Here is an 18,649-nt window from a genome sequence, read left to right as displayed (position 1 = left end):
GCCGTGAGATCCGGAAGCACACGCGGCCGCCCGGCTCCGAATTCGCGCAGCCCGCGCGCTGCCGCGTCTACGGCTGGCTGCCCGAGCGAATGCTGCTCACCGGGACGAGTGCCACGCAGCCAAATTCACGGCGGCGCAGTGCCGGCAGGCCATCGATCTGCGGTCCGGCGTCACCTTCGCCGAGGTCCGGCAGTGGGCGCAGCGGACGGGCTTCAATGTCCGGCGCCGGTACGATTTGCCAACGCAAGAGGCGGCCTGATCATGACCGACCGCCCCCAATCCGACACCCTCGCCGCCGCGCTCCCGCGCGAGATGGTCCGCCTCGCAGGCTCCATTTCAATCCGATCGGTGGGTCGGACCGTCGTTCACCCCACGCTCAGCGCAGCACGAGCCGCTGCGCGAGGAACGCGAGACCGGTCAGGACGCCGCCGGCCACGACCGCGTCGAAGGCGGCGCGTCCCGGTTCGGGTCGGCTCTGGGCGACAGCGCGGCTCGGCGCGCGCGGCTGGCGCAACCACACGACGTTGTTCGACCGTTCCATGACAACCTCCGACACCATTGCTGGCTGGTATCTGGAGTCGGTTGTATTCAACTGGCATGCGCCAGCGCACATGCAGGCGCTCGCGCGTGCTCACCTGCGCGGAGGTGGATGCCCCGGGGCGCCAAGGCGGATCTGTTCGGCCTGAAGGTGCGGTCCCGAGCTCCGCAGCCTCACATCCCTCTCATCGACTCGATCAGGCCTGGTTCTTCGCTCTCGGGAACATCATCGTGGGCGTGATCATCGCCCGTGGTTTTACCGGCCGGCACCCGCTCTTCCGGGCACCCATCCTCGGCCAAGCGCTTGCGCCTGACGCGTTCGACGGAGGCGGCCTCCTCCGGGGTCAACGTCGCCCCGCCGCTATGATCGCGAGCCATGGGCACCTCCCGCTGTTCTTTGGGCACCGCGATACAGAAGACGCTCGGGCCCTGACTGTCGAAGTAGCCGGTGATGCCATGCGTTCCCGAGCCGCATTCGGCGTGGCCGACGCGCTCGCCATCGTGGGAGGGGGGCGGCATGGGCGCGATAGGTGAAAAGCCGCCGTTCCGCACGGGCGACGCGATCCTGCACAAGCCGTCCGGCGAGACCTGGGTTTGCGCCTGGGCCGCCCCGGTGACCGGCTACCTGTCCTGGCTCGGCTGGCCGCCGAACGGCGAAGCGCTGATCGCCGACTGCGAGCTGGTGAGGGCCGCGACCGACGAGGAGCACCGGAAGTGGCTGGGCGAGCTGAAGCGCTCCGCGCGCAGCGATGCCGGCCGCGCGCTGCGGCTCTCTGGCGATCCCAACATCTCAAGCGAGTCTGAGATCAACAAATGACCTCAGACCAGCACATCCACGATCTGCCTGACCGTCGATGCAGCTTCTGGCGGCGCAGGCGGAGGAGCCTGCTCATCGACCGCGATCGGTATGCTCTGCTTCTCGTTCAGAGGCACTCCCGTTCGAACCGCCTGCAGCTGAGCGGCACGCACCATGGCAAAATAGCTGTCCGTCGAAACGCTGATCATGCGCAACGCCTCCGCCTCACGTATAGATTAGTTTCGCCTCTTAAAAATTCGTTGAACAGAGTGTTTGCGAACGCCATTGCAGCACAAGTCAACACGGCTGCCGTTCTCTAATGGTTGCGTACTCATTTAAATTTCACTTCGCTGCCCCGATCCTCGCCGGCACCAAGGCGCAGACGATCCGGGCCGAGCGCGCGGGCAAGTGCCGCCACGCCCGCCCCGTGCGAGCTCGTGCCCGGCAACGACGGCCTGTTTGGGCCCGAGTGGTCGCAGACGTGGCGCGCGCCGACCCGCGCGGAGATCTCCGCCGTCACGTTGAGGAACACCCAAGAGAGAAAGCCCGCCTCGCCGGCCCGGGCTGGTCGATCCACCACGCAGCCTCAGGCGGCCGCCCGTGACGCACCTGTCCCGGATCCGCGCTGCACACGACGCGCCTGACAAGTGGGCCCGCGTCGGCCTACTCGCTGATACGCTGGTCGAGCGTGAAGCCGCCTCAGGCGCCTGCACCTACGAGGATCTGTGCGCCAGGGGTCTGTCGAAGGGGGAGATCGCCGCCCACCACGACCCGGCCCTCGAGCTGATTTCCGACCGCCCATACTTATTCAGCACTGCTCGCGATGGCCTGCTGACAGGCGTCGCTCTCGTCTTTCGGGCCCGTGAGATCCGGCGGCGCGTTAGGCGGCCGGTGTGGGCGCCCCCTCGCGTCGACCCGAGCTCGTGCTCCATGCCACGCGTCGAGGAAACCCATTTCAATGCGAGGTCGGCATGACCGCTGGTCTCAGCACATCTGGCAGCCCCGCCACCGCCGAGGGCGTAGCCGCCGACGAATTCAAGCAGTTCATCGAGCGCCTGGAGCGGCTGGAGGAGGAGAAGGCCGGCATCTTCGTGTTCCATGGCCTGCGCAAGAACGCCGTGACCATGCTGCTGGAGGCCGGCAACACCGAGGCCGAGGTCTCGGCCATCGTCGAGATGTCCGAGCAGATGGTCCGCCACTACAGCCGAGACGTGAACAAGCGCCGTCTCGCGATTAACGGGATGCGCAAGCTCGAGGAGTGCTGGAAGGAGACCCGGGCCAACCTGTTCGGGGACAACCGCGCGCACTGATCGGGCACCCTGCAACTGTGTCCAAATCCCCCTGTCCCCGCCTCGAATTCACGCGATCGGGCCACGTGATTTGGACACAGACTTCGCTGTAACCATTGATGTTTTCTGGATCGGTCAATAACTTTCAATCCGTAGGTCTTGGGTTCGAACCCCAACGCGCTCACCACGGTTTTCAAAGCCTGCTCGGAACAAGCGACGCCGCAGGTCGAAGCGCAACGGTTGCGTGCGGCCCCGCGCTACGGCTCTTGCGCGAAGGGCGGGACTTGCTGCCACCAGCCGTGTGCCTGCTCATACCAGTGCGCAACCTGAAGGAGCCTGACCTCGGCGAAGGGCCGGGCGGCGATCTGAAGACTGATTGGGAGGCCGCGCCGGTCGAAGCCGCAGGGCAACGCGATGGTGGGAAGTCCCGTCAGGTTGAACGGATAGGTGAGGCGCCAAGAGGCCGCCAGGACGCTCTCCGGCCGCCCCGCGAGCGCGACCGTGGCTTCCTCGGTCCGCCACGCGGTCAGCGGCGTGGTCGGGGTGACGATCACGTCCGCATGGTCGAGGGCTGCGGCCATCTCGGCCATGATCAGCGCCCGGGCCTGCTCGGCCCGCAGGTAGTCCGGCCCGGTGACGAACCGGCCCATCTCGATGAGATCCCGGACATCGGCGGCGAAGCCCGCCACATGGCCCTGCGCGAGGTTGCGGTCGTGAAAGGCCGCGGAGGAGGCCAGCTCGATGGCGTAGATGGCGCCGAGCCCGTAGCGCAGGGATGGCACCGCGACATCCCGCACCGCGCAGCCCTGCCCGGCGAAGAAGCCGATCGCCGCCTCGACGGCGGCGGCGACGTCGGCGTCGATCGCGTCGAAAAAGTGGTTGCGGATCACCGCCACTCGCAAGCCGCGAACCGGCGCGTCGAGCCCGGCGCGATAATCCGGCACCGGAGCCGTCGAGGCCGCCGGATCGTCCGGATCGGGGCCGGCGAGGGTCCCGAGCAGGAGCGCCGCGTCGGCCACCGTCCGGGTCAGCGGCCCGGCATGGTCGAGGGACCAGGAATGCGGGACGATCCCCGAGCGGCCGATCCGTCCGTAGGTCGGCTTAAGCCCGACGATCCCGCCCAAAGCCGCCGGGATCCGGATGGAGCCGCCCGTGTCCGAGCCGAGGGCGGCCGGACAGAGCCCTGCCGCCACCGCCGCCCCCGAGCCGCCGCTCGAGCCCCCCGGCACCCGCGCGAGATCCCAGGGATTGCGCGTCGGCGGTGTGACCGTGCCCCAGGCGAATTCGTGCATGCGCAGCTTGCCGAGGATCACGGCGCCCGCCGCTCGCAGCTTCGCCACGCAATGGCTGTCCGTCCGCGGGAAGGTGAGGGCCTCCACCGCCGTGCCCGCACGGGTCGGCAGGTCGGCGGTCGTGTAATTGTCCTTGATGCCGATCGGGATGCCGTGGAGCGGCCCCCTCGGACCGGTCCTGGCGATCTCCGCGTCGGCCGCCCCCGCCGTCTCTAAGGCGCTCTCCGACAGGCCAACGAAGCTCTGGAGAGCGCCGTCGAGGCGCGCGATCCGGTCCAGGCAGGCCCCGACCAACTCGACGCTCGACAGATCCCGCGACGCGATCCGCCGGGCGAGTTCCGTGATCGGCAGGGACCGGAGGGCGTCAGCCATGGGGCGCCCGACGATAGGGGAGGCTCGGGTCGAACACGACCGGCGGGTGGACTTCCGTCAGGTCGAGGCTGCGCAAAGTCCGGATCTCGGCCAGGATCGGCGCGAACCGCTCTTGAAGGTGCGCGGCCCGTTTGGCCGCCTCGGGGGGCAGGCCGGCGCTGTCGAGCGGCGGCTGGGGCGTGTCGCCGGACGCCGCGCCGGGTCGCTCCCGGGGCGGCCGGAGCAGCATGGCGGCGACATCCGCCGGCAGCGCGCCGGCCGGGCCGTCCCGCCGCGGCATGCCGGCGACGAAGGGGACGAGCTGCTTCCGGGCCACGGTGAGGATCCGGCGCAGTTCGGAGACGGGGCGCGCATGCTCATCGACGCGAAGGTCGAGGCTTGGATAATCCTCGCCCGCGACGATCTTGAGCGCCGCCGATTGCTTGCCGCGCCGGTCGCCGCCCGCCTCCTCGCCGGCTTCGAGGACCCGCATCAGACGCTCGTCGAGGTCGCAGGCCACGCCGTCCTCGAAGGTCCAGGCCATCGCCCCGATCACGTCGGCGGAGGCCAGCATGTTACCCTGGACGGCGTAGCCCGGCCCGCTCCGGTGCCCAGCCTGCACGGTGCATCCGGCGCCGGTCCAGGCAGCGGCCCTCCCGGTGCTATCGACCAGCCCGATCTGGCGCAGGTCCGTCCGGTCGTCGATGCGGAGCGCGTCGGCCAGCGCCGCGTCGGCCTCCTGTCCCCCGGCCAGCCCGTCGAGGATGCGCAGGGCGAGGTAGGGGTTCACCCAGGACTGGGTGGTGACGGCCCCGATGCCCGCCCGGATGTACGGGCAGAGCCCGCCCACCGCCGGGACGGCGCTCGCCACGGCGACGCCGAGCTGCCCGGTTCTCGGACAGCGCGCCGCGATCGAGAAGGTGTTGAGTTCGCCCATGGCTCACACCGCGAGGTGATCGAAGACGCGCGCCTGCGCGTCCGGGGCCTTGGCGGAGCCGCTGTCGACGATCTCGCCGAGCTTGAGCACCGCGTAGCGGTCGGCGAGGCCGAGGGCGAAGGCGACGTGCTGCTCCACCACCAGCATCGACAGGCCCGCAGCACGCTCGGCCAGCAGCACGGTGCGCAGGCGCTCGACCATGGAGGGCTGCACGCCCTCGGAGATCTCGTCGATCAGGAGGAGGCGCGGGCGCAGCATCAGGGCGCGCCCGAGGATCAGCATCTTCTGCTCGCCGCCCGAGAGGGTCCCGGCGCGCTGGGCGAGGCGGTCCTTCAGGAAGGGGAAGTGGCCGAACAGCCGCTCCAGCGCCTCCAGCAGCAACCGGTCGGAGGGCACCGCGAGGCGCAGGTTGTCGCGAATCGAGAGGTCCTGGAACAGGGGCTGCTCCTGCGGCGCGTAGCCGACGCCGAGGGCGACGAGCCGGGCGGGGGACAGGGTCTCGAGCGCCTGTCCGGCGATGGTGATCCCACCGCCGCGCAGGGCCACCATCCCCAGGACGGTCTTGAGCAGGGTGGTCTTGCCCATGCCGTTCTTGCCCAGCAGGGCGACGATCTCCCCCGGCGCCACCGACAGGGACACGTCTTTCACGATCGAGACCGCGCCGTAGCCGCTCGACACGGCCTCCAGGGCGAGGGCGGCGCCTGCCGCGTCGATCCTCCGTGCCGCCTCAGCCATGGGCACCTCCCGCGTAGATGGTCCGCACCAGTTCGGAGCCGACGACCGCCTCCACGGTACCGTCGAGGACCAGACGGCCCTGGTGCAGCACGACGATCCGCGAGGAGATCTCCCGCACGAAATCGAGGTCGTGCTCGACCAGCACGGCGGCGATCCGGCCGCCGGCAGTGAGCCCTTTCAGGACGCGCCCGATGGTGGCGCGCTCGGCCTTGGTCAGGCCGGCGGTCGGCTCGTCGAGCAGGATCAGCCGTGGCTCCAGCGCCACCACCATGGCGAGTTCGAGAGCCTGCTTCTGGCCATGCGACAACAGCCGGGCCGGCTGGTCGAGCCGGTGGTCGAGCCCCGTCATCCGCAGGACGTCGAGGGCGGCCTGCGGCAGGCTCAGGGTCGCGGCCCGGCCGACCGGGCTCAATCCGTCGCGGGAGGCCCGGGCCAGCCGGAGGCAATCGGCGACCGACAAACTCTCGAAGACACTCGCCACCTGGAACTTGCGCCCGACTCCGAGGCCCACGATCCGGTTCGGGGTCAGTCCGGCGAGGGCGGTGCCGGCGATGGCGATCGAACCCGTGAAGGGCTCGGTGCCGTCGCTCAGGCAGCGCATCAGCGTGGTCTTGCCGGCGCCGTTCGGGCCGACGAGGCTCACGAGTTCACCCGCCCGGATCTCCAGGTCGATCGCTTCCAGCACAGTCAGGCTGCCATACGCCTTGGCGAGGCCCCGCACCTGGAGGATGGGGGTGTCGGCCGCCACCGGCTCCGTTTCGGCCTCCCGCTCCGCGATGGCGGGGGCGGCGTGTCCCGACCGGCCGATCGGGAACGCCCGCCACAGGCGGAGGACGAGATCGGCGAGGCCGCCCGGCAGCAGGATGATGATCGCCACGAAGGCCGTGCCGAGCAGGAGCCGCCAGAGGAAAGGCAGGTCGCCGGACAGGTTTGCCGATAGGTAGTCGATCGCGATCGTGCCGAGCACCGGACCGAGCAGCGTGCCGCGCCCGCCGAGCGCGACCCAGATCACCAGTTCGGTGCCGAACAGGAAACCGGCATTCTCCGGTGCGACGACGCCCGAGGCATTCGCGAACAGGAAGCCTGCGAAGCCCGCGACGGCAGCGAGTGCGGCGGTCAACACGATCTGCAGGCGGCGCGGGTTGAGGCCGAGATAGGCGCAGCGCGCCTCGTTGTCCCGGAGCGCCACCAAGGCGCGCCCGGCATCCGACCGCACCAGGATCCAGGCGGCCAGGGTGACGGTGATCAGCACCAGGGCCGCGAGCCGGAAATAGCCTTCGATCTCGAAGGGCAGCACATCGAATCCGACGAGGCCGCTGCTGGAGCCGGTCCACGCCCCACCCGCGTAGATGAGCTGCACCACCACGATCGGGACGACGAGCGAGATCACCGAAGCATAGAGGGGGGTCGAGCGGTGGTAGAAGGACAGCCAGCCGACCACGAGCCCCAGGAGCGCCGGCGCCGCGATCGCGGTGGCCAGCGCTAAGGCAATGCCCATGGGCGTCGCTCCGTAGGCGCTCAGGATCATGGCGGCCGCGTAGGCGCCGCCCCCGAAGAACGCCGCCTGTCCGAAGGTCAGGATCCCGGCGAAGCCCCAGAGGAGGTCCACCGTGACGGCCAGCACCGCGTAGATCATCGAGCGGGTCAGGACGTTGACCGCGAAGGTGTCGAGGAACAGCGGCGCGATCCAGAGGGCCAGCGCCGCCACGGCCGCAGCCACGAAGGGCGCGGCGCGGGACAGGCGGCCGGGTGCCGCGGCCGCCCGCCCGGTGGCGGGAAGGGTCTCAAGCACGGGAGAAACCTTTCGGGCTGATCCGCAGCACGAGGGCGGCGAGCACCGCGATGGCGACGCTGCCCAGGATCGGGCTCACGAAGGTGCTGATCAGGACCTGCGCGGCGCCGAAGACGAGGCAGGCCGCCGCCAGGGCCCGGTAGGAGGCGTCGGCGACCATCACCAGCATGAAGGCGCCGATCAGCCAGGAGACACCCATGTTCGGATCGACGCTGGTCAGCGGCGTCAGCAGGACGCCCGCGAGCGCGGCGAAGCCGGCGCCGATCATGAACACGATGAGGCGCACGCGCCCCGTGTCGATGCCGAGGCTGCGCGCCAGCGTCTCGTTCATGATCACGGCCCGGGCTGAGAGGCCGAGCCGGGTCCGCTCGACGGTGAGTGCGAACAGCGTGCCGATCGCGAGCGCGATGCCCAAAGCCACGAGCCGGTAGGCGGAGTAGTCGACGCCGAGGATCTCGACGGTGCCGGCCAGCAGGTTCGGGGTGAGCTGGACGTCCCGGCCGAAGGCCAGGGTGATGAGCTGGCCGACCACGATGCCGAGTCCCCAGGTGGCGAGGATCGCGTCGAGGGGCCGCCGGTAGAGCGGTCGGATGAGGAAGTGCTCGGCGAGGCCGCCCAAAGCCGCGCCGACCACGAAAGCCAGCGGCAGCGCCAACCAGGGATTGAGCCCGATCTTAGCGGTCACCACCGCGCAATAGGCGCCGACCGTCAGCCACGCGCCGTGGGCGAAGTTGATGATCTTGAGCACGCCGAAGATCGCCAGCAGGCCGATCGAGACGATAAACAGGATCGCCGCCGTGGTCAGGATGTCGAGAATGAGCAGCATCGGGGGTTCCGGGTGCGTGCGAACAGGAAGGCCCTTCGGGCTATACTGCGCCCCCTTCCCCCTCTGCGGGGAGGGGGTCCCCTGCGTCGGCAGGGGTCGGGAGAGGGGAAGGATAGGCACGGCTCCCGGAGCCACGCCCCTCATTGCAGCTTCGGGCACTGCGCGCCGGGATCGACGTCCTTGAAGGTTCCGGCGACCTTCACGGTGCCGTCCGTCTGGATCTGGCCGAGATACATGGTCAGCGGCGCATGGTGCTCCTCGCTCATGCGGATCGTGCCCCGCGGCCCGGTGAAGCTCACCACCGGCAGCGTCTCCAGCACCTTGGCGGTCTCGGTCCCGCCCGCCTTCTCGACGGCGGCCTTGTAGAGGTAGATCGCCTCGTATTCCGGCACCGAGAGGTCGTTCGGCGTGCGCAGCTCCGCGCCGAACTTCTTCTGCATCGCGGCCAGGAAGGCCTTGTTCTCCGGGCTGTCGATCCCGGTCACGTAGGAGGCCGAGAGGTAGACGCCGTCGGCGTCGGCGCCCATGCTCTTGGCGGTGCCCTCGTCCAGCGCGAGGTTGGCGAAGGGCAGCGCCACGCCCGCGCCGCGCAGCTGCTTGGTCAGCGTCACGTTCGGCGCCCCGCCCGCCGTCGAGGTGATCAGCGCGTCGGGCTTGGCCTCCTTCAGCTTGGAGATGATCGCCGTCCAGTCGCTGCCGTCCATCGGCAGGTATTCCTCGCCCAGAACCTTGCCGCCGGTCTTCTCGACATAGCTCTTGGTGAAGCCCAGCATGCCGCGGCCGAAGGCGTAGTCGCTGCCGATCAGGAAGTAGGTCCTGGCACCCTTGGCCTTGAAGGCGTCCACCACCGGCGGCACCTGCTGCTCCGGCACCCAGGCGTCCACGAACAGGTTCTTGTTGCAGGAATGGCCCTCGTAGAACGAGGTGTAGATGTAGGGCACCCGGCCCTTGGTGACGGCCGGCAGGCCGGCGTTGCGGGCCGCGCTCGTCTCCATGGAGATCAGGACGTCGACCTTCTTCTGGTAGATCAGGCTGTCGAAGGCTTTCTGGGCGCCGGCGGCTCCCAAGGCGTCGTCGGCGACTTCGAGGGCGAGCTTGCGGCCGAGTACGCCGCCTTTGGCGTTGATCTCCTCGACCGCCAGTTCGGCCGATTGCACCACCGAGGGCGCCACGACGCTGTTGGCGCCCGACAGGCCGATCGGCACGCCGATGACGATCGGCTTGCCGTCGGCGCCCAGCGCGGCCGTGGCGGCGAGCGCGAGGGTCGCGGTACCGATGAGAAGATGTTTGACCATGGGGAAATCCTCGAAGCGGGTTGGGACGGTTGCCTTCAGCCGTAGATGTCGGTTCGGCGGTCGCGCAGGAGGGAGTTGAAGGCGTTCAGGTCCTTGCGCCCGGCCGCGTCGAGGTCGACCAGGGCGGAGAGGGTTTCGGTCCCCTCGCGGCTCGCCGGGCCGGCGAGTGGCCAGCCCTTCGGGCCGATGATCAGGCTCTGCCCCTCGAAGGGCTGGCCGCGCTCGACGCCGACCCGGTCGGCGCAGGCGATGAAGATCCCGTTCGAGTGGGCGGCGGCGCGGTGCAGCGTGTTGGCCATGGCGGCCTCGCCCGCGGGCTGGTCGGGCATCGGCACCCAGTTGGTGGGGATGCAGACGATCTCCGCGCCACCGAGCGCCAACTGCCGGAAGGTCTCGGGGAACCAGCCATCGTAGCAGATCGCGACCCCGACCCTGCCGAGGTCCGTTTCGAACACCGGGAAGCCGAGATCGCCCCTGGCGAAGAATTCGTTCTCCCGGTCCCAGAGATGCGCCTTCCGGTAGGTGCCGATATACCCCCCGGGGCCGACGATCACGGCGGCGTTGTAGAGTACGTCGCCCGCGCGCTCGGCGATCCCCGCAACGACGTGGATGCCGAGTTCCGCGGCGAGGGCGACCCAGGCCCGGGTGGTCGGTCCGTCCGGAACCGGCTCGGCCAGAGCGACCGCCTCAGCCTGAGATTCGAAGACGTAGCCGGTGCTGGCAAGCTCCGGCAGGACGATCAGCCGGCTGCCGTCCGCCGCCGCCGCGCGAACGCGTTCGGCAGCCCGGGCCATGTTGGCGTCGACCGCGCCGAATTCCGGCGCGAACTGGATGCAGGACACCCGTATCGGCGAGCGTGCAGGACCGTTCGCTTGGATCATGAAAGCTCCAAAACGCAAAAAGCCCCTGGGCGCGGACGTCATCCGCGGTCCAGAGGCTTCAAAGCCGAGATGTGATGCAGCAATCCTGCCGCGGGGCAACCTTGCCCAAGGCTGCGACGATAGCCGCCGTCTTGCGGAGGGCAAGCCGATAATTGCAGCAGACTGCTACATTCAGGGCTTCTCCGCCAACGCGATACGCAGGCCGAGACCGCTCATCGCCTCGTGGGCCGAAACCACGCCCTCGGCCACGCTCGCCATCGGCACGCGGGACGTGGTCGCCCGATCCCGCAGCATCTTGTAGGCGGCGTCCTCATCGATCCGGTTCAATTCCACGAGAAGCCGGACCGCCTTCTCGACCGTGCGGCGGCCCTTCATGGTCTCCTCCAGCCGGTTGATCTTGCTGGTCAGCCGGCCCTCGTAGCTGCGCCGGTACCGGGCGAGGGCGAACTGGGTGAGCACGCCCCGCGGGTGGAGTGGCTTGTTGAGCACGCCGTGGGCGTTCACGTCGGCGATCGCCTTCAGGGAAGTCGGGCTCTCGTAGGCCACGATGGCGATGACCGCGGGTTCGATCGCCTCGATCGACGGCAGCAGGTGCATCACCGCGGCGTCGTCGAGCTGGATGAACAGGGTGTCGATATCGGCCGGTAGGACGGCGGGCGGGGGCCACACCAGCGCGACCGCGCAGCCGAGGCGGCGGAGCTGCTCCAGCAGCGCGCAGCCCTCCTCGTCCCGGGGGTGGATCACGAGGGCGCGGGCGCGGCGCAGATCGTCCAGAATCTTGCGGGCGGGGGCGCTCACGCGGCCATTCCCTCGTCCAGCCAGTTCGTCTCGAACCGGGACCACGCGAGGTAGGGGTCGGGCCGCACCGGGCGGCGCGCCCGCCAGACGACGTCGAACTGTCCGTCGGCCCGGGCCACACCGATGGCGGGGGTGAGCCAGATGTGCCGGGTCTCGCCGTCGAAGGCGAGGTCGCCCTCCGGCGCCGCGAGGCGCTGCCGCAGGGCTGCCGCCCCGAGGCGCTCGGCATCGAGGGTCCCGGCTTCGGTCAGCGCCTGCGCGAAGAGGTGGACCTGCGCGTAGGCGGTCTCGGACCACATGCTGGTCGGTCGCTCCGCCCCGAACCGGGTCTGGAAGGCGGAAACGAAGCGCGCGTTCTCCTCGCCGGCAAGCGCCCCGAAATAGGAGGTCGCGAGGACGTGGCCGCGGCACAGTTCCGGCCCGATCGCCCGGATCTGACCCTCGGCCAGGGTGAGGCTGGCGATCGGGCAGCGCGCCCGGTCGAGCCCGGATTCGGCGTAGGCCCGGTAGAGGCGTTCGGCGCCGCGCCCGACCACCGTCGAGAACACCGCATCCGGCGCAGCGCGCCGGATAGCGGCGATCATCGCCCCATGGGCCGCGTCGTCCGCATCGAGGGGGGCGTAGAGCTCGCCGACAACGGTCCCGCCCTTCGCCTCGACGAGGTCGCGCATCACCCGGTTCGACTCGCGCGGATAGATGTAGTCAGAGCCAATCAGGAAGATCCGGGGGCCGTGCTCGTGCAGGAGATAGTCGGCCAGGGCGAAGACGTTCTGGTTCAGGGTCGCTCCGGTGTAGATGATATTCTCGGAATACTCGAAGCCCTCGTAGATCGAGGGATACCACAGCAGGCCGTTGTGCCGCTCCACGGTGGACAGCACCGACTTACGGCTGGCCGAGAGGGAGCACCCGAACACGACCTCGGCTCCGTCCTCGGCGAGCATCCGGCGGGCATAGGCTCGGTAGGCGTCGGTGTCCCCGGCGGGATCGTAGCAGATCGGCTCGATCGGTCGGCCGCGTATGCCGCCGGCCGTGTTGATCTCCTCGATGGCCAGCGCAGTGCCCAGGAAGTGCTCGGTCTCGGTGACGCCGCTGACCCCGCTTCGGGAGAACAGAACGCCGACGCGCCACGTCGCCTCGTCCTTGCCTGCCATGGCTTCCTCGGTCCTGCCCGACGCTCGACCGCCGGGCGGTCGTGCAGGACCAGTCCTATCGCAGCCGCGTCGACGTTGGAAAGCGAGGGGTCTTCGGACGGACGCCGGCATAGCGCAAGCGGCCCGGCCTTGGACTTGCGAGCATCGGATCGCCCTCACGGCCAGATCGTGAGGGGCGGCCGCGCCGTCGGATGGAAACGATCATCCGCGCCTGCGCGCGTGGTTATCCTTGACGGTCGTCCCGCTGACGGACGCCGCGGGAAACTCGCCGCGCAAGGCCCACAAGGCCGAACGGATGGCCCCCCGGACTTGCGCCGAGGCGCCCCTGGTCTCGGCTTGCGTGCGCAGGTCGAGAAGCGACCGCAGCAGCACCGCTCGCTGGGGTCCACCTGGCAGACCGTGATCGGTTGTCAGAAGGGTCAGCAACGCCCGGCCGAGCGGATCCGAGAACAGCGTCGACATTCCGGCAATCCAGTCCCCGCGTCGCGCTGTTTCGATGCGTGCACGCTGCTCGACCTCCGTACCGATACTTCATCAGCACGCAAAGAGCGTAGCCGTTGCGGAGAATGCCGTTCTCGCGACTGAATTCGCGGTGAACTGAAGACATCGTGCCGGCAACATGTCCACCGTGCGGTTGAAAGTCATCCGCGCATGCGGCGTGGACTTGCATCGCTTGCCGCGAGACGGAACGCCACTGGATCTGCGCGCGCCATCGACGCCGACCATGACGCTCAGGTTTATTCGTGCCGCGGTGTTGGCGCAAAGCGGCCGTTTTCAGTTCAACACCAGATTTGGAACCGATCCGCACGATTTGTGTTGGGCGTTCAACGCAACTGCGAAGGATTCATCGATGCGAAAGCTGGCTCTCCTGTCCGCCGTGACCCTGTGCCTCGGGGCTGTCGGCGCGAGCGGCGCCCAGGCTCAGGGCTACGGATACCGCGATGGTCATGGCTATGGCCGCGGCTACGATCGGGGCTATGGCCGTCACCGCGACGACGGATATCGCCGCCACCGCGGCCTCTCGACGGGTGCTGCGGTCGGCCTCGGCATCGCCGGCGCGGCGGCCGGTGCCGCGGCAGCGGGGGCCTTCGACCGCGGCGGCCCGGGCTACTACGGCCGCGGCTACTGAGCACGCTGTAACGGATCTGATGCCTCGCTGCGCTACCGCAGCGGGGCGTTTCTCATTGGGCCCGCAGTGAGGGTGTCTTCTCGCCCCGCGTGAAGTTCAGCGCGCCACGGCCCCCGACCGAAGGAAGTGCCGGATCCGCTCGCGCAGGGTCGGTCGAACGGCCCGCCAGGCCCGCTTCTCCGCGAAACGATCGATGCGGATCCGGTCCGTCGGCACCTGGCGGAGAAAGCGCTCGGCGATCTCGAAGATCAGGACGTCGGGTCGGACAGCCTCGATGTAAGCCCAATCCAGATTCGCCGACCAGATCGCGTGAACCTCGGTGAAGGTTTCCGCCAGCATCGCCGTCAGGCGCGCGCCCGGACTGTAGATGTAGGAATCGCCGAACAGCACCACACGGCGCGGATCCGGCGCCGCGTTGTTTCTCATGACGGTGCGCGAGCCTACGAACAGGCCGCGCTGCCGGACCGCTTCACCGGTCTCGCGCACCCGAACCAGCGCGTTCGCATCGATCCGCTCCGCATGGCGCGGAAAATCGTAGGCGACATACTCCTCGTCGATCGGGGGGCGGAGCTTCTCGCCAAGGTCGAAGGTGAAACGCTCCCGCACATGCGTGCCGGAGAAGACATGTGCGGCCACCGGCGCATCCAGGGCCTCGCAGAGCGCCCGGTAGGCGGTCAGATAGCCGAAATAGGTCCAGTGCGTATCCGTCCGCAGGTAGACGGGTTCATGGACCTTCGCCGCCTGCAACGGTGTCAGCAGATCGATCATCCGGGCACGGTCGTCCTGGCCCAAGCGCCTTGCGAGCCGGACGGCCGGTGGATCGTCAAGCCCGGGGAAGGATCGGCTGAGCGCTGCGGGGTAGACTGCCAGCTTGTCGGGCACCACTGCGTGAACGTGGCGGATCCCGAGGTCGTCGAGGCGCCGTGCGCGCTGGCCGATCAGCCGGGCCCATCGCCCGAGGATCCGACGCGACAGCGCGCTGTCCACATAGAAGATCTCGACCTCGCGGGCACGCCCGACCCAAAACAACCAGCCATCGTCCCCGACGGCCACGCCGCTACCCCTTGCCATTTAAGATCCGCACGCTTTCCGCTTCGACGGCCGACCGTTCCGGCACCCCTCGCCGGTGGCCTCGACGGATCCGCGCCGGATTGCAAGCCCCGGGCGGCGCGTGCCGCGACCACGTGGACCATAGCTTTGCAGACCGCTTGCGACGCCAAGCGACCCAACGGGCGGTCTTTGGCGGCGGTTCGGAGAAGCGGCAGCTCGTGCCCGCGCTCGTACCCGTCATGGGTCGTGTCTCGGTACGGTCGGGCTTTGCGGCGAAAAAAACTCGTGGCGCACCGCCGACTCGCCGCCGGCCGGCCCGCACACCGCGACACCTTCGCGGTCCCGGCTCTGCGCCGCCGGCAACCGACCTCTCGCTGATGGCCGCCCCGGCGACCTGGAGCGCTGCCGCGCAGCGCGCTACTCCTTGTCCAGGCAGAAGAGCACGCCGGCGGTGCGCTCCTTCCGCCAGACGACCTCGACCGCGTAGCGCGCCTTGGCGTCTGCCAGCACCAGATCGAACGCGTTCTCAAGCATCGTGACGTGCGAGCCGAGGAATTCCAGCATCGCGCCACGGTCGGAGATGTTCCGGATCTGGCATGGAAAGCGGGCGCCGTTCGGGTTCAGCGCGAACGCGAGCATGTCCGTGGGCTTTCGTGCCGCATGACGTCGCTCGACGAAGCCATCCTGGGGCGTGGCATTGCGAGACATGGCCGAACGTCCTGCTCATGTCGGCCAACATGGCACGAGTTCAGTAAAAATGCCGAAGATTTACTAATATGTAATTGACGACTAGGCGCCGCACGATATCCCGGGCCTGCAATACGGCACCCGACTGCACACCCGCGCTCCATTCGGCGGATGGCCTCCGCCCCGGACCGCAGAGCTTCAGGGCCGGTCGGACGGGCCGCTTCCTTTGCGGGTGGGCGGTCCCTTCCCGGCTTTGAAGAATTGGCCCACGAGCAGGCCGAGCGGAACGGATACCAGAAACCACGCCCTCAGAAACCGCAGACCCCTCATCGCGCTTCGCTCCCCCAATCCGACCCGGTGACACGATCAGGCTGCGTGATCAGGAAGGGTTTACGCCGCCGGACAGGCTTTGGTTCACGATTCGAGGGCGCGCTTCGTCGATGTGGTTACCGGTTCGGCGCAGGAGTACGCGTTGCCACAAAGGCTTAAGGCTGCGCAGGATGGCCACGGTACACGTCACCACGCTGTGGCGGATCGATCGGGCGATCCCACCCGACCCCCTCATCCTGCGGTGACCCCGAAGCAGGCCTCGCAGGAGGGCTCCAGGAATCGCAAAGCCATCCGGAGGGCTCCTTCGAGGCCTCCGCTGCGCTCCAGCGCCTCAGGATGAGGGGCTTGGATGGGATGGCCACTCCGAAGCATCCCTGTTCGTGTACCGTGAGCAAGACCATCGGGCACGACGCCCGGCGATTCCATTGCCGCTCGCGGACGAACCCGGCCTATCTGCTCGGGCGCTGCCGGGAAGCGGAGACCGCCTCACGCCCCCCCACAGACGACATTGCCCATGCCCAGAGGGCTGGTGCTGCCGCAGGGCCCCCTCGGCATTCTCGGGGTGTTGCCCGCTCCGGCCGCCGTTGAGGCATCCGGACCCCTGGGAGCGGGCGCTCCGCGGAGACCGGTGAGCGCTCCGCAGAAGACCATCAGCGGTCGAGGATGCGCACCACCGCGCGGGTCTCGGGATCGACCACCACGATCTTGTCGCCCGGCGCAACGAAATAGCCGAACCGGCGCAGCCGCGGATTGGGGGCGTCCGTGAAGGGCGCGAGGCGGACATCCTCGGGCACGATGCTGCCAGGCCGCAGCGGGATCGAGCCGACGATCGGCCCGGGCCCGACCGGGCGGCGCACGATGTAGTCGCGCACGACCACGTCGTCATCGGGTCCGAAATCGTCGGGCGCCACGATGACGGCCTGCGCGAAGGCCGAGCCGGTGAAGAGTGCGGCGAGCCCGAAGGCCGCGGCGAGGCTTGCGCGTGTCGACATGTCGGACTCCGTGATCAAGGCCGCCGGAAACACGGCCGAGCCCGCATCGGTTCCCGCCGCGGCGGACTCAGCGGCCGATCTGGCCGATCTCCGAGAGCGGCAGCGGCGACCAGCGGGTGATCTGTACGTACCCGTCCAGCGCCGCAACCACGATATGGCGGCGATGGCGATGCACCACCGCCCCGGCGGCGTGAGTGTGCCGCTCCTGCCAGCCCTGCGCCTCCGCCACGTAGACACGCGTGTCGCCCAGCCGGGCGATCGTCTCGACGGTGCCGAACGCCCGCACCCGGCGCAGGACCGCGTTCACGTCCTGCCGGAAGTCGAGGGTGCGGTCGGCATCGGTGGCCCGCGGCCAGTAGGAGCCGTCCCCCTGCGGCTCGGCCCAGCGCCAGCGGCCGGGCAGGTCGCGCCCGAGCGGGCCGGTCACGAGGCGCCGGGCCGCCATCTGACACTTGGCCAGGAGGGTCTCGTGCGACTCCTGGGGGCTGAGCGGAAACATCTCCTGTGCGAGGATGTCGCCGGTATCGAAACCGTCGGCCAGCGCGTGGGCGGTCACCCCCCAGGTCTCGTAGCGGTCGAGCACGGCGCGGAACAGCGGATAGGGGCCGCGCCCGATCGGGAGCGGCGAGGGGTGGATGTTGAACCCGTAGGCCGCACGGCCGCGCCAGCCGCGCACCAGCCACGGATAGCCCGCCACCACCAGCGCCCAATCCTTGCCGTGGTCGGCCTGGATCGCCTCGATGTCCCGCTCGCGGATGCGCGAGAGCTGGATCGGAATGCGCAGCGTCCGGGCACGGGCGACGACGACGTCGTTGTGGTCGTAGATCCCGTCGCAGGGGCGGGTGAACAGCTTCACCGGCGTCCAGCCGGCATCCAGAAGCCCCTCGAAGACACCGCCCATGAAGTCGATGCCGGCGAATGCGAACTTCATGCTTCCCGCCTGCGACCTTGTGCACGTGGAGGGTGCAGGCCCCCCGGCCTGCCCGCCGTCGCCCCCGGCCTTACCTTGATCGCGTGGCGTTGGGTAGCAAGGGGGATCTCCGTGGGGCGGGTGATGATCTACGGCGGGACCGGGGGGATCGGCTTGGCGACGGCCGGCGCCCTGCGCGCCCGGGGCTATGCCCTCCATCTCGCTGCCCGGGGGGGTGATCGACTGGCCGAGGCGGCCGACCGGCTCGGCGAGACCACCTGCAGCGCGGGCGACATCGCCGATGCCGCGTTCTTCACCGCGGCGACCGAGGCGGCGGGACCAGAACTCGCCGGGCTCGTCTACGCGGTCGGCACGATCAACCTGCGGCCCCTGAGCCGATTGACCCGCGAGGACGTGGAGAACGATTTCCGGGTCAATGCGCTGGGCGCCTTCTCGGCGGTTCAGGCCGCCGCGCCTGCGCTGAAGCGCGGCGCGGGTGAGGCGGGCGCCGGGATCGTGCTGTTCTCGACGGTCGCGGTCGCGCAGGGTTTCGCGGCCCACGCCTCCGTGGCCATGGCGAAGGGGGCCATCGAGGGCTTGGCCCTGTCGCTCGCCGCCGAACTGGCGCCGCAGATCCGCGTCAACGTGGTGGCGCCGTCGCTGACCCGGACGCCACTGGCCTCCGCGATCACCGGCAACGAGACCCTGGCCCAGGGCATCGCGGCGATGCACGCCCTGCCGCGCCTCGGCCGGCCGGAGGATGTCGGCGCGCTGGCTGCCTTCCTGATCTCCGAGGAGGCGGCCTGGATCACCGGTCAGGTGATCGGCGTCGACGGCGGCCGCTCCACCGTGCGGACGAAGGGCTGAGCCG

At 69.4% G+C, this 18,649-nt stretch carries 21 protein-coding genes; 4 read left to right on the top strand and 17 right to left on the bottom strand.

Annotation, left to right across the window (positions count from 1 at the left end; translation table 11 throughout):
* Positions 1–376 precede the first annotated feature (376 nt).
* The gene (locus MKK75_RS31380) at positions 377–541 is read right to left on the bottom strand and encodes a hypothetical protein (RefSeq protein WP_244046383.1); all 165 of its coding nucleotides are present in this window, start codon (positions 539–541) and stop codon (positions 377–379) included.
* Between the two features lie 170 nt (positions 542–711).
* Positions 712–1,056 (bottom strand): hypothetical protein, encoded by a 345-nt coding sequence (locus MKK75_RS31375; RefSeq protein ID WP_244046382.1) that lies wholly within the window; start codon positions 1,054–1,056, stop codon positions 712–714.
* Between MKK75_RS31375 and MKK75_RS31370 the strand changes: the two genes are divergently transcribed.
* Positions 1,055–1,354, top strand: coding sequence for a hypothetical protein (locus MKK75_RS31370; protein WP_244046381.1), 300 nt, complete (start codon positions 1,055–1,057; stop codon positions 1,352–1,354). The genes MKK75_RS31375 and MKK75_RS31370 overlap by 2 nt on opposite strands.
* A 2-nt stretch (positions 1,355–1,356) precedes the next feature.
* Here the strand turns inward: MKK75_RS31370 and MKK75_RS31365 are convergent, their stop codons facing one another.
* On the bottom strand, positions 1,357–1,542 hold the full coding sequence (locus MKK75_RS31365) for a hypothetical protein (RefSeq protein ID WP_244046380.1): 186 nt from the start codon (positions 1,540–1,542) through the stop codon (positions 1,357–1,359).
* Between the two features lie 762 nt (positions 1,543–2,304).
* On the opposite strand from MKK75_RS31365, the gene MKK75_RS31360 reads away from it, so the two are divergent.
* Positions 2,305–2,643, top strand: a complete 339-nt coding sequence (locus MKK75_RS31360; protein ID WP_244046379.1) for a GapR family DNA-binding domain-containing protein — start codon at positions 2,305–2,307, stop codon at positions 2,641–2,643.
* Positions 2,644–2,879: 236 nt separating this feature from the next.
* Here the strand turns inward: MKK75_RS31360 and MKK75_RS31355 are convergent, their stop codons facing one another.
* From MKK75_RS31355 to MKK75_RS31310, 10 genes are all read right to left on the bottom strand, one after another.
* On the bottom strand, positions 2,880–4,286 hold the full coding sequence (locus MKK75_RS31355; RefSeq protein ID WP_244046378.1) for an amidase: 1,407 nt from the start codon (positions 4,284–4,286) through the stop codon (positions 2,880–2,882).
* Positions 4,279–5,202, bottom strand: a complete 924-nt coding sequence (locus MKK75_RS31350; RefSeq protein ID WP_244046377.1) for a DUF1028 domain-containing protein — start codon at positions 5,200–5,202, stop codon at positions 4,279–4,281. Before MKK75_RS31350 ends, MKK75_RS31355 begins: the two co-directional genes overlap by 8 nt.
* A 3-nt stretch (positions 5,203–5,205) precedes the next feature.
* The gene (locus MKK75_RS31345; RefSeq protein ID WP_244046376.1) at positions 5,206–5,937 is read right to left on the bottom strand and encodes an ABC transporter ATP-binding protein; all 732 of its coding nucleotides are present in this window, start codon (positions 5,935–5,937) and stop codon (positions 5,206–5,208) included.
* On the bottom strand, positions 5,930–7,729 hold the full coding sequence (locus tag MKK75_RS31340; RefSeq protein ID WP_244046375.1) for an ABC transporter permease subunit: 1,800 nt from the start codon (positions 7,727–7,729) through the stop codon (positions 5,930–5,932). The genes MKK75_RS31345 and MKK75_RS31340 overlap by 8 nt, the downstream gene beginning before the upstream one ends.
* Positions 7,722–8,555 carry a branched-chain amino acid ABC transporter permease gene (locus tag MKK75_RS31335; RefSeq protein WP_244046374.1) on the bottom strand — a complete coding sequence of 278 codons (834 nt, stop codon included), beginning with the start codon at positions 8,553–8,555 and terminating at the stop codon, positions 7,722–7,724. Before MKK75_RS31335 ends, MKK75_RS31340 begins: the two co-directional genes overlap by 8 nt.
* 140 nt (positions 8,556–8,695) lie before the next feature.
* Entirely contained in the window at positions 8,696–9,850 is a 1,155-nt protein-coding gene (locus MKK75_RS31330; RefSeq protein ID WP_244046373.1) for a substrate-binding protein, read from the bottom strand.
* Between the two features lie 35 nt (positions 9,851–9,885).
* A complete protein-coding gene (locus MKK75_RS31325; protein ID WP_244046372.1) occupies positions 9,886–10,731 on the bottom strand; it encodes a nitrilase family protein in 846 nt (281 codons plus the stop codon).
* 171 nt (positions 10,732–10,902) lie between these two features.
* Positions 10,903–11,529, bottom strand: coding sequence for an ANTAR domain-containing response regulator (locus MKK75_RS31320; RefSeq protein ID WP_244046371.1), 627 nt, complete (start codon positions 11,527–11,529; stop codon positions 10,903–10,905).
* Entirely contained in the window at positions 11,526–12,680 is a 1,155-nt protein-coding gene (locus tag MKK75_RS31315; RefSeq protein WP_244046370.1) for a transporter substrate-binding domain-containing protein, read from the bottom strand. The genes MKK75_RS31320 and MKK75_RS31315 overlap by 4 nt, the downstream gene beginning before the upstream one ends.
* Before the next feature lie 201 nt (positions 12,681–12,881).
* Positions 12,882–13,142 (bottom strand): hypothetical protein, encoded by a 261-nt coding sequence (locus MKK75_RS31310; RefSeq protein ID WP_244046369.1) that lies wholly within the window; start codon positions 13,140–13,142, stop codon positions 12,882–12,884.
* A gap of 388 nt (positions 13,143–13,530) precedes the next feature.
* On the opposite strand from MKK75_RS31310, the gene MKK75_RS31305 reads away from it, so the two are divergent.
* Positions 13,531–13,809, top strand: a complete 279-nt coding sequence (locus MKK75_RS31305) for a hypothetical protein (RefSeq protein ID WP_244046368.1) — start codon at positions 13,531–13,533, stop codon at positions 13,807–13,809.
* 96 nt (positions 13,810–13,905) lie between these two features.
* On the opposite strand, the gene MKK75_RS31300 is transcribed toward MKK75_RS31305, so the two are convergent.
* The 4 genes from MKK75_RS31300 to MKK75_RS31285 form a co-directional block, all read right to left on the bottom strand.
* Positions 13,906–14,880 (bottom strand): alginate O-acetyltransferase AlgX-related protein, encoded by a 975-nt coding sequence (locus MKK75_RS31300; RefSeq protein ID WP_244046367.1) that lies wholly within the window; start codon positions 14,878–14,880, stop codon positions 13,906–13,908.
* Between the two features lie 396 nt (positions 14,881–15,276).
* Entirely contained in the window at positions 15,277–15,567 is a 291-nt protein-coding gene (locus MKK75_RS31295; protein ID WP_409567637.1) for a PilZ domain-containing protein, read from the bottom strand.
* Between the two features lie 959 nt (positions 15,568–16,526).
* On the bottom strand, positions 16,527–16,868 hold the full coding sequence (locus MKK75_RS31290; protein ID WP_244046365.1) for a DUF1236 domain-containing protein: 342 nt from the start codon (positions 16,866–16,868) through the stop codon (positions 16,527–16,529).
* A gap of 67 nt (positions 16,869–16,935) precedes the next feature.
* Positions 16,936–17,799 (bottom strand): methionyl-tRNA formyltransferase, encoded by an 864-nt coding sequence (locus MKK75_RS31285; RefSeq protein ID WP_244046364.1) that lies wholly within the window; start codon positions 17,797–17,799, stop codon positions 16,936–16,938.
* A 111-nt stretch (positions 17,800–17,910) separates the two neighbouring features.
* Between MKK75_RS31285 and MKK75_RS31280 the strand changes: the two genes are divergently transcribed.
* A complete protein-coding gene (locus tag MKK75_RS31280) occupies positions 17,911–18,645 on the top strand; it encodes an SDR family NAD(P)-dependent oxidoreductase (RefSeq protein ID WP_244046363.1) in 735 nt (244 codons plus the stop codon).
* Positions 18,646–18,649: the final 4 nt, after the last annotated feature.

Source organism: Methylobacterium sp. J-030 (assembly GCF_022829545.1).
Lineage (GTDB): Bacteria > Pseudomonadota > Alphaproteobacteria > Rhizobiales > Beijerinckiaceae > Methylobacterium.
Note: the sequence above shows the minus strand (reverse complement) of the source record. Positions and strands in the feature narration are given on the sequence as shown.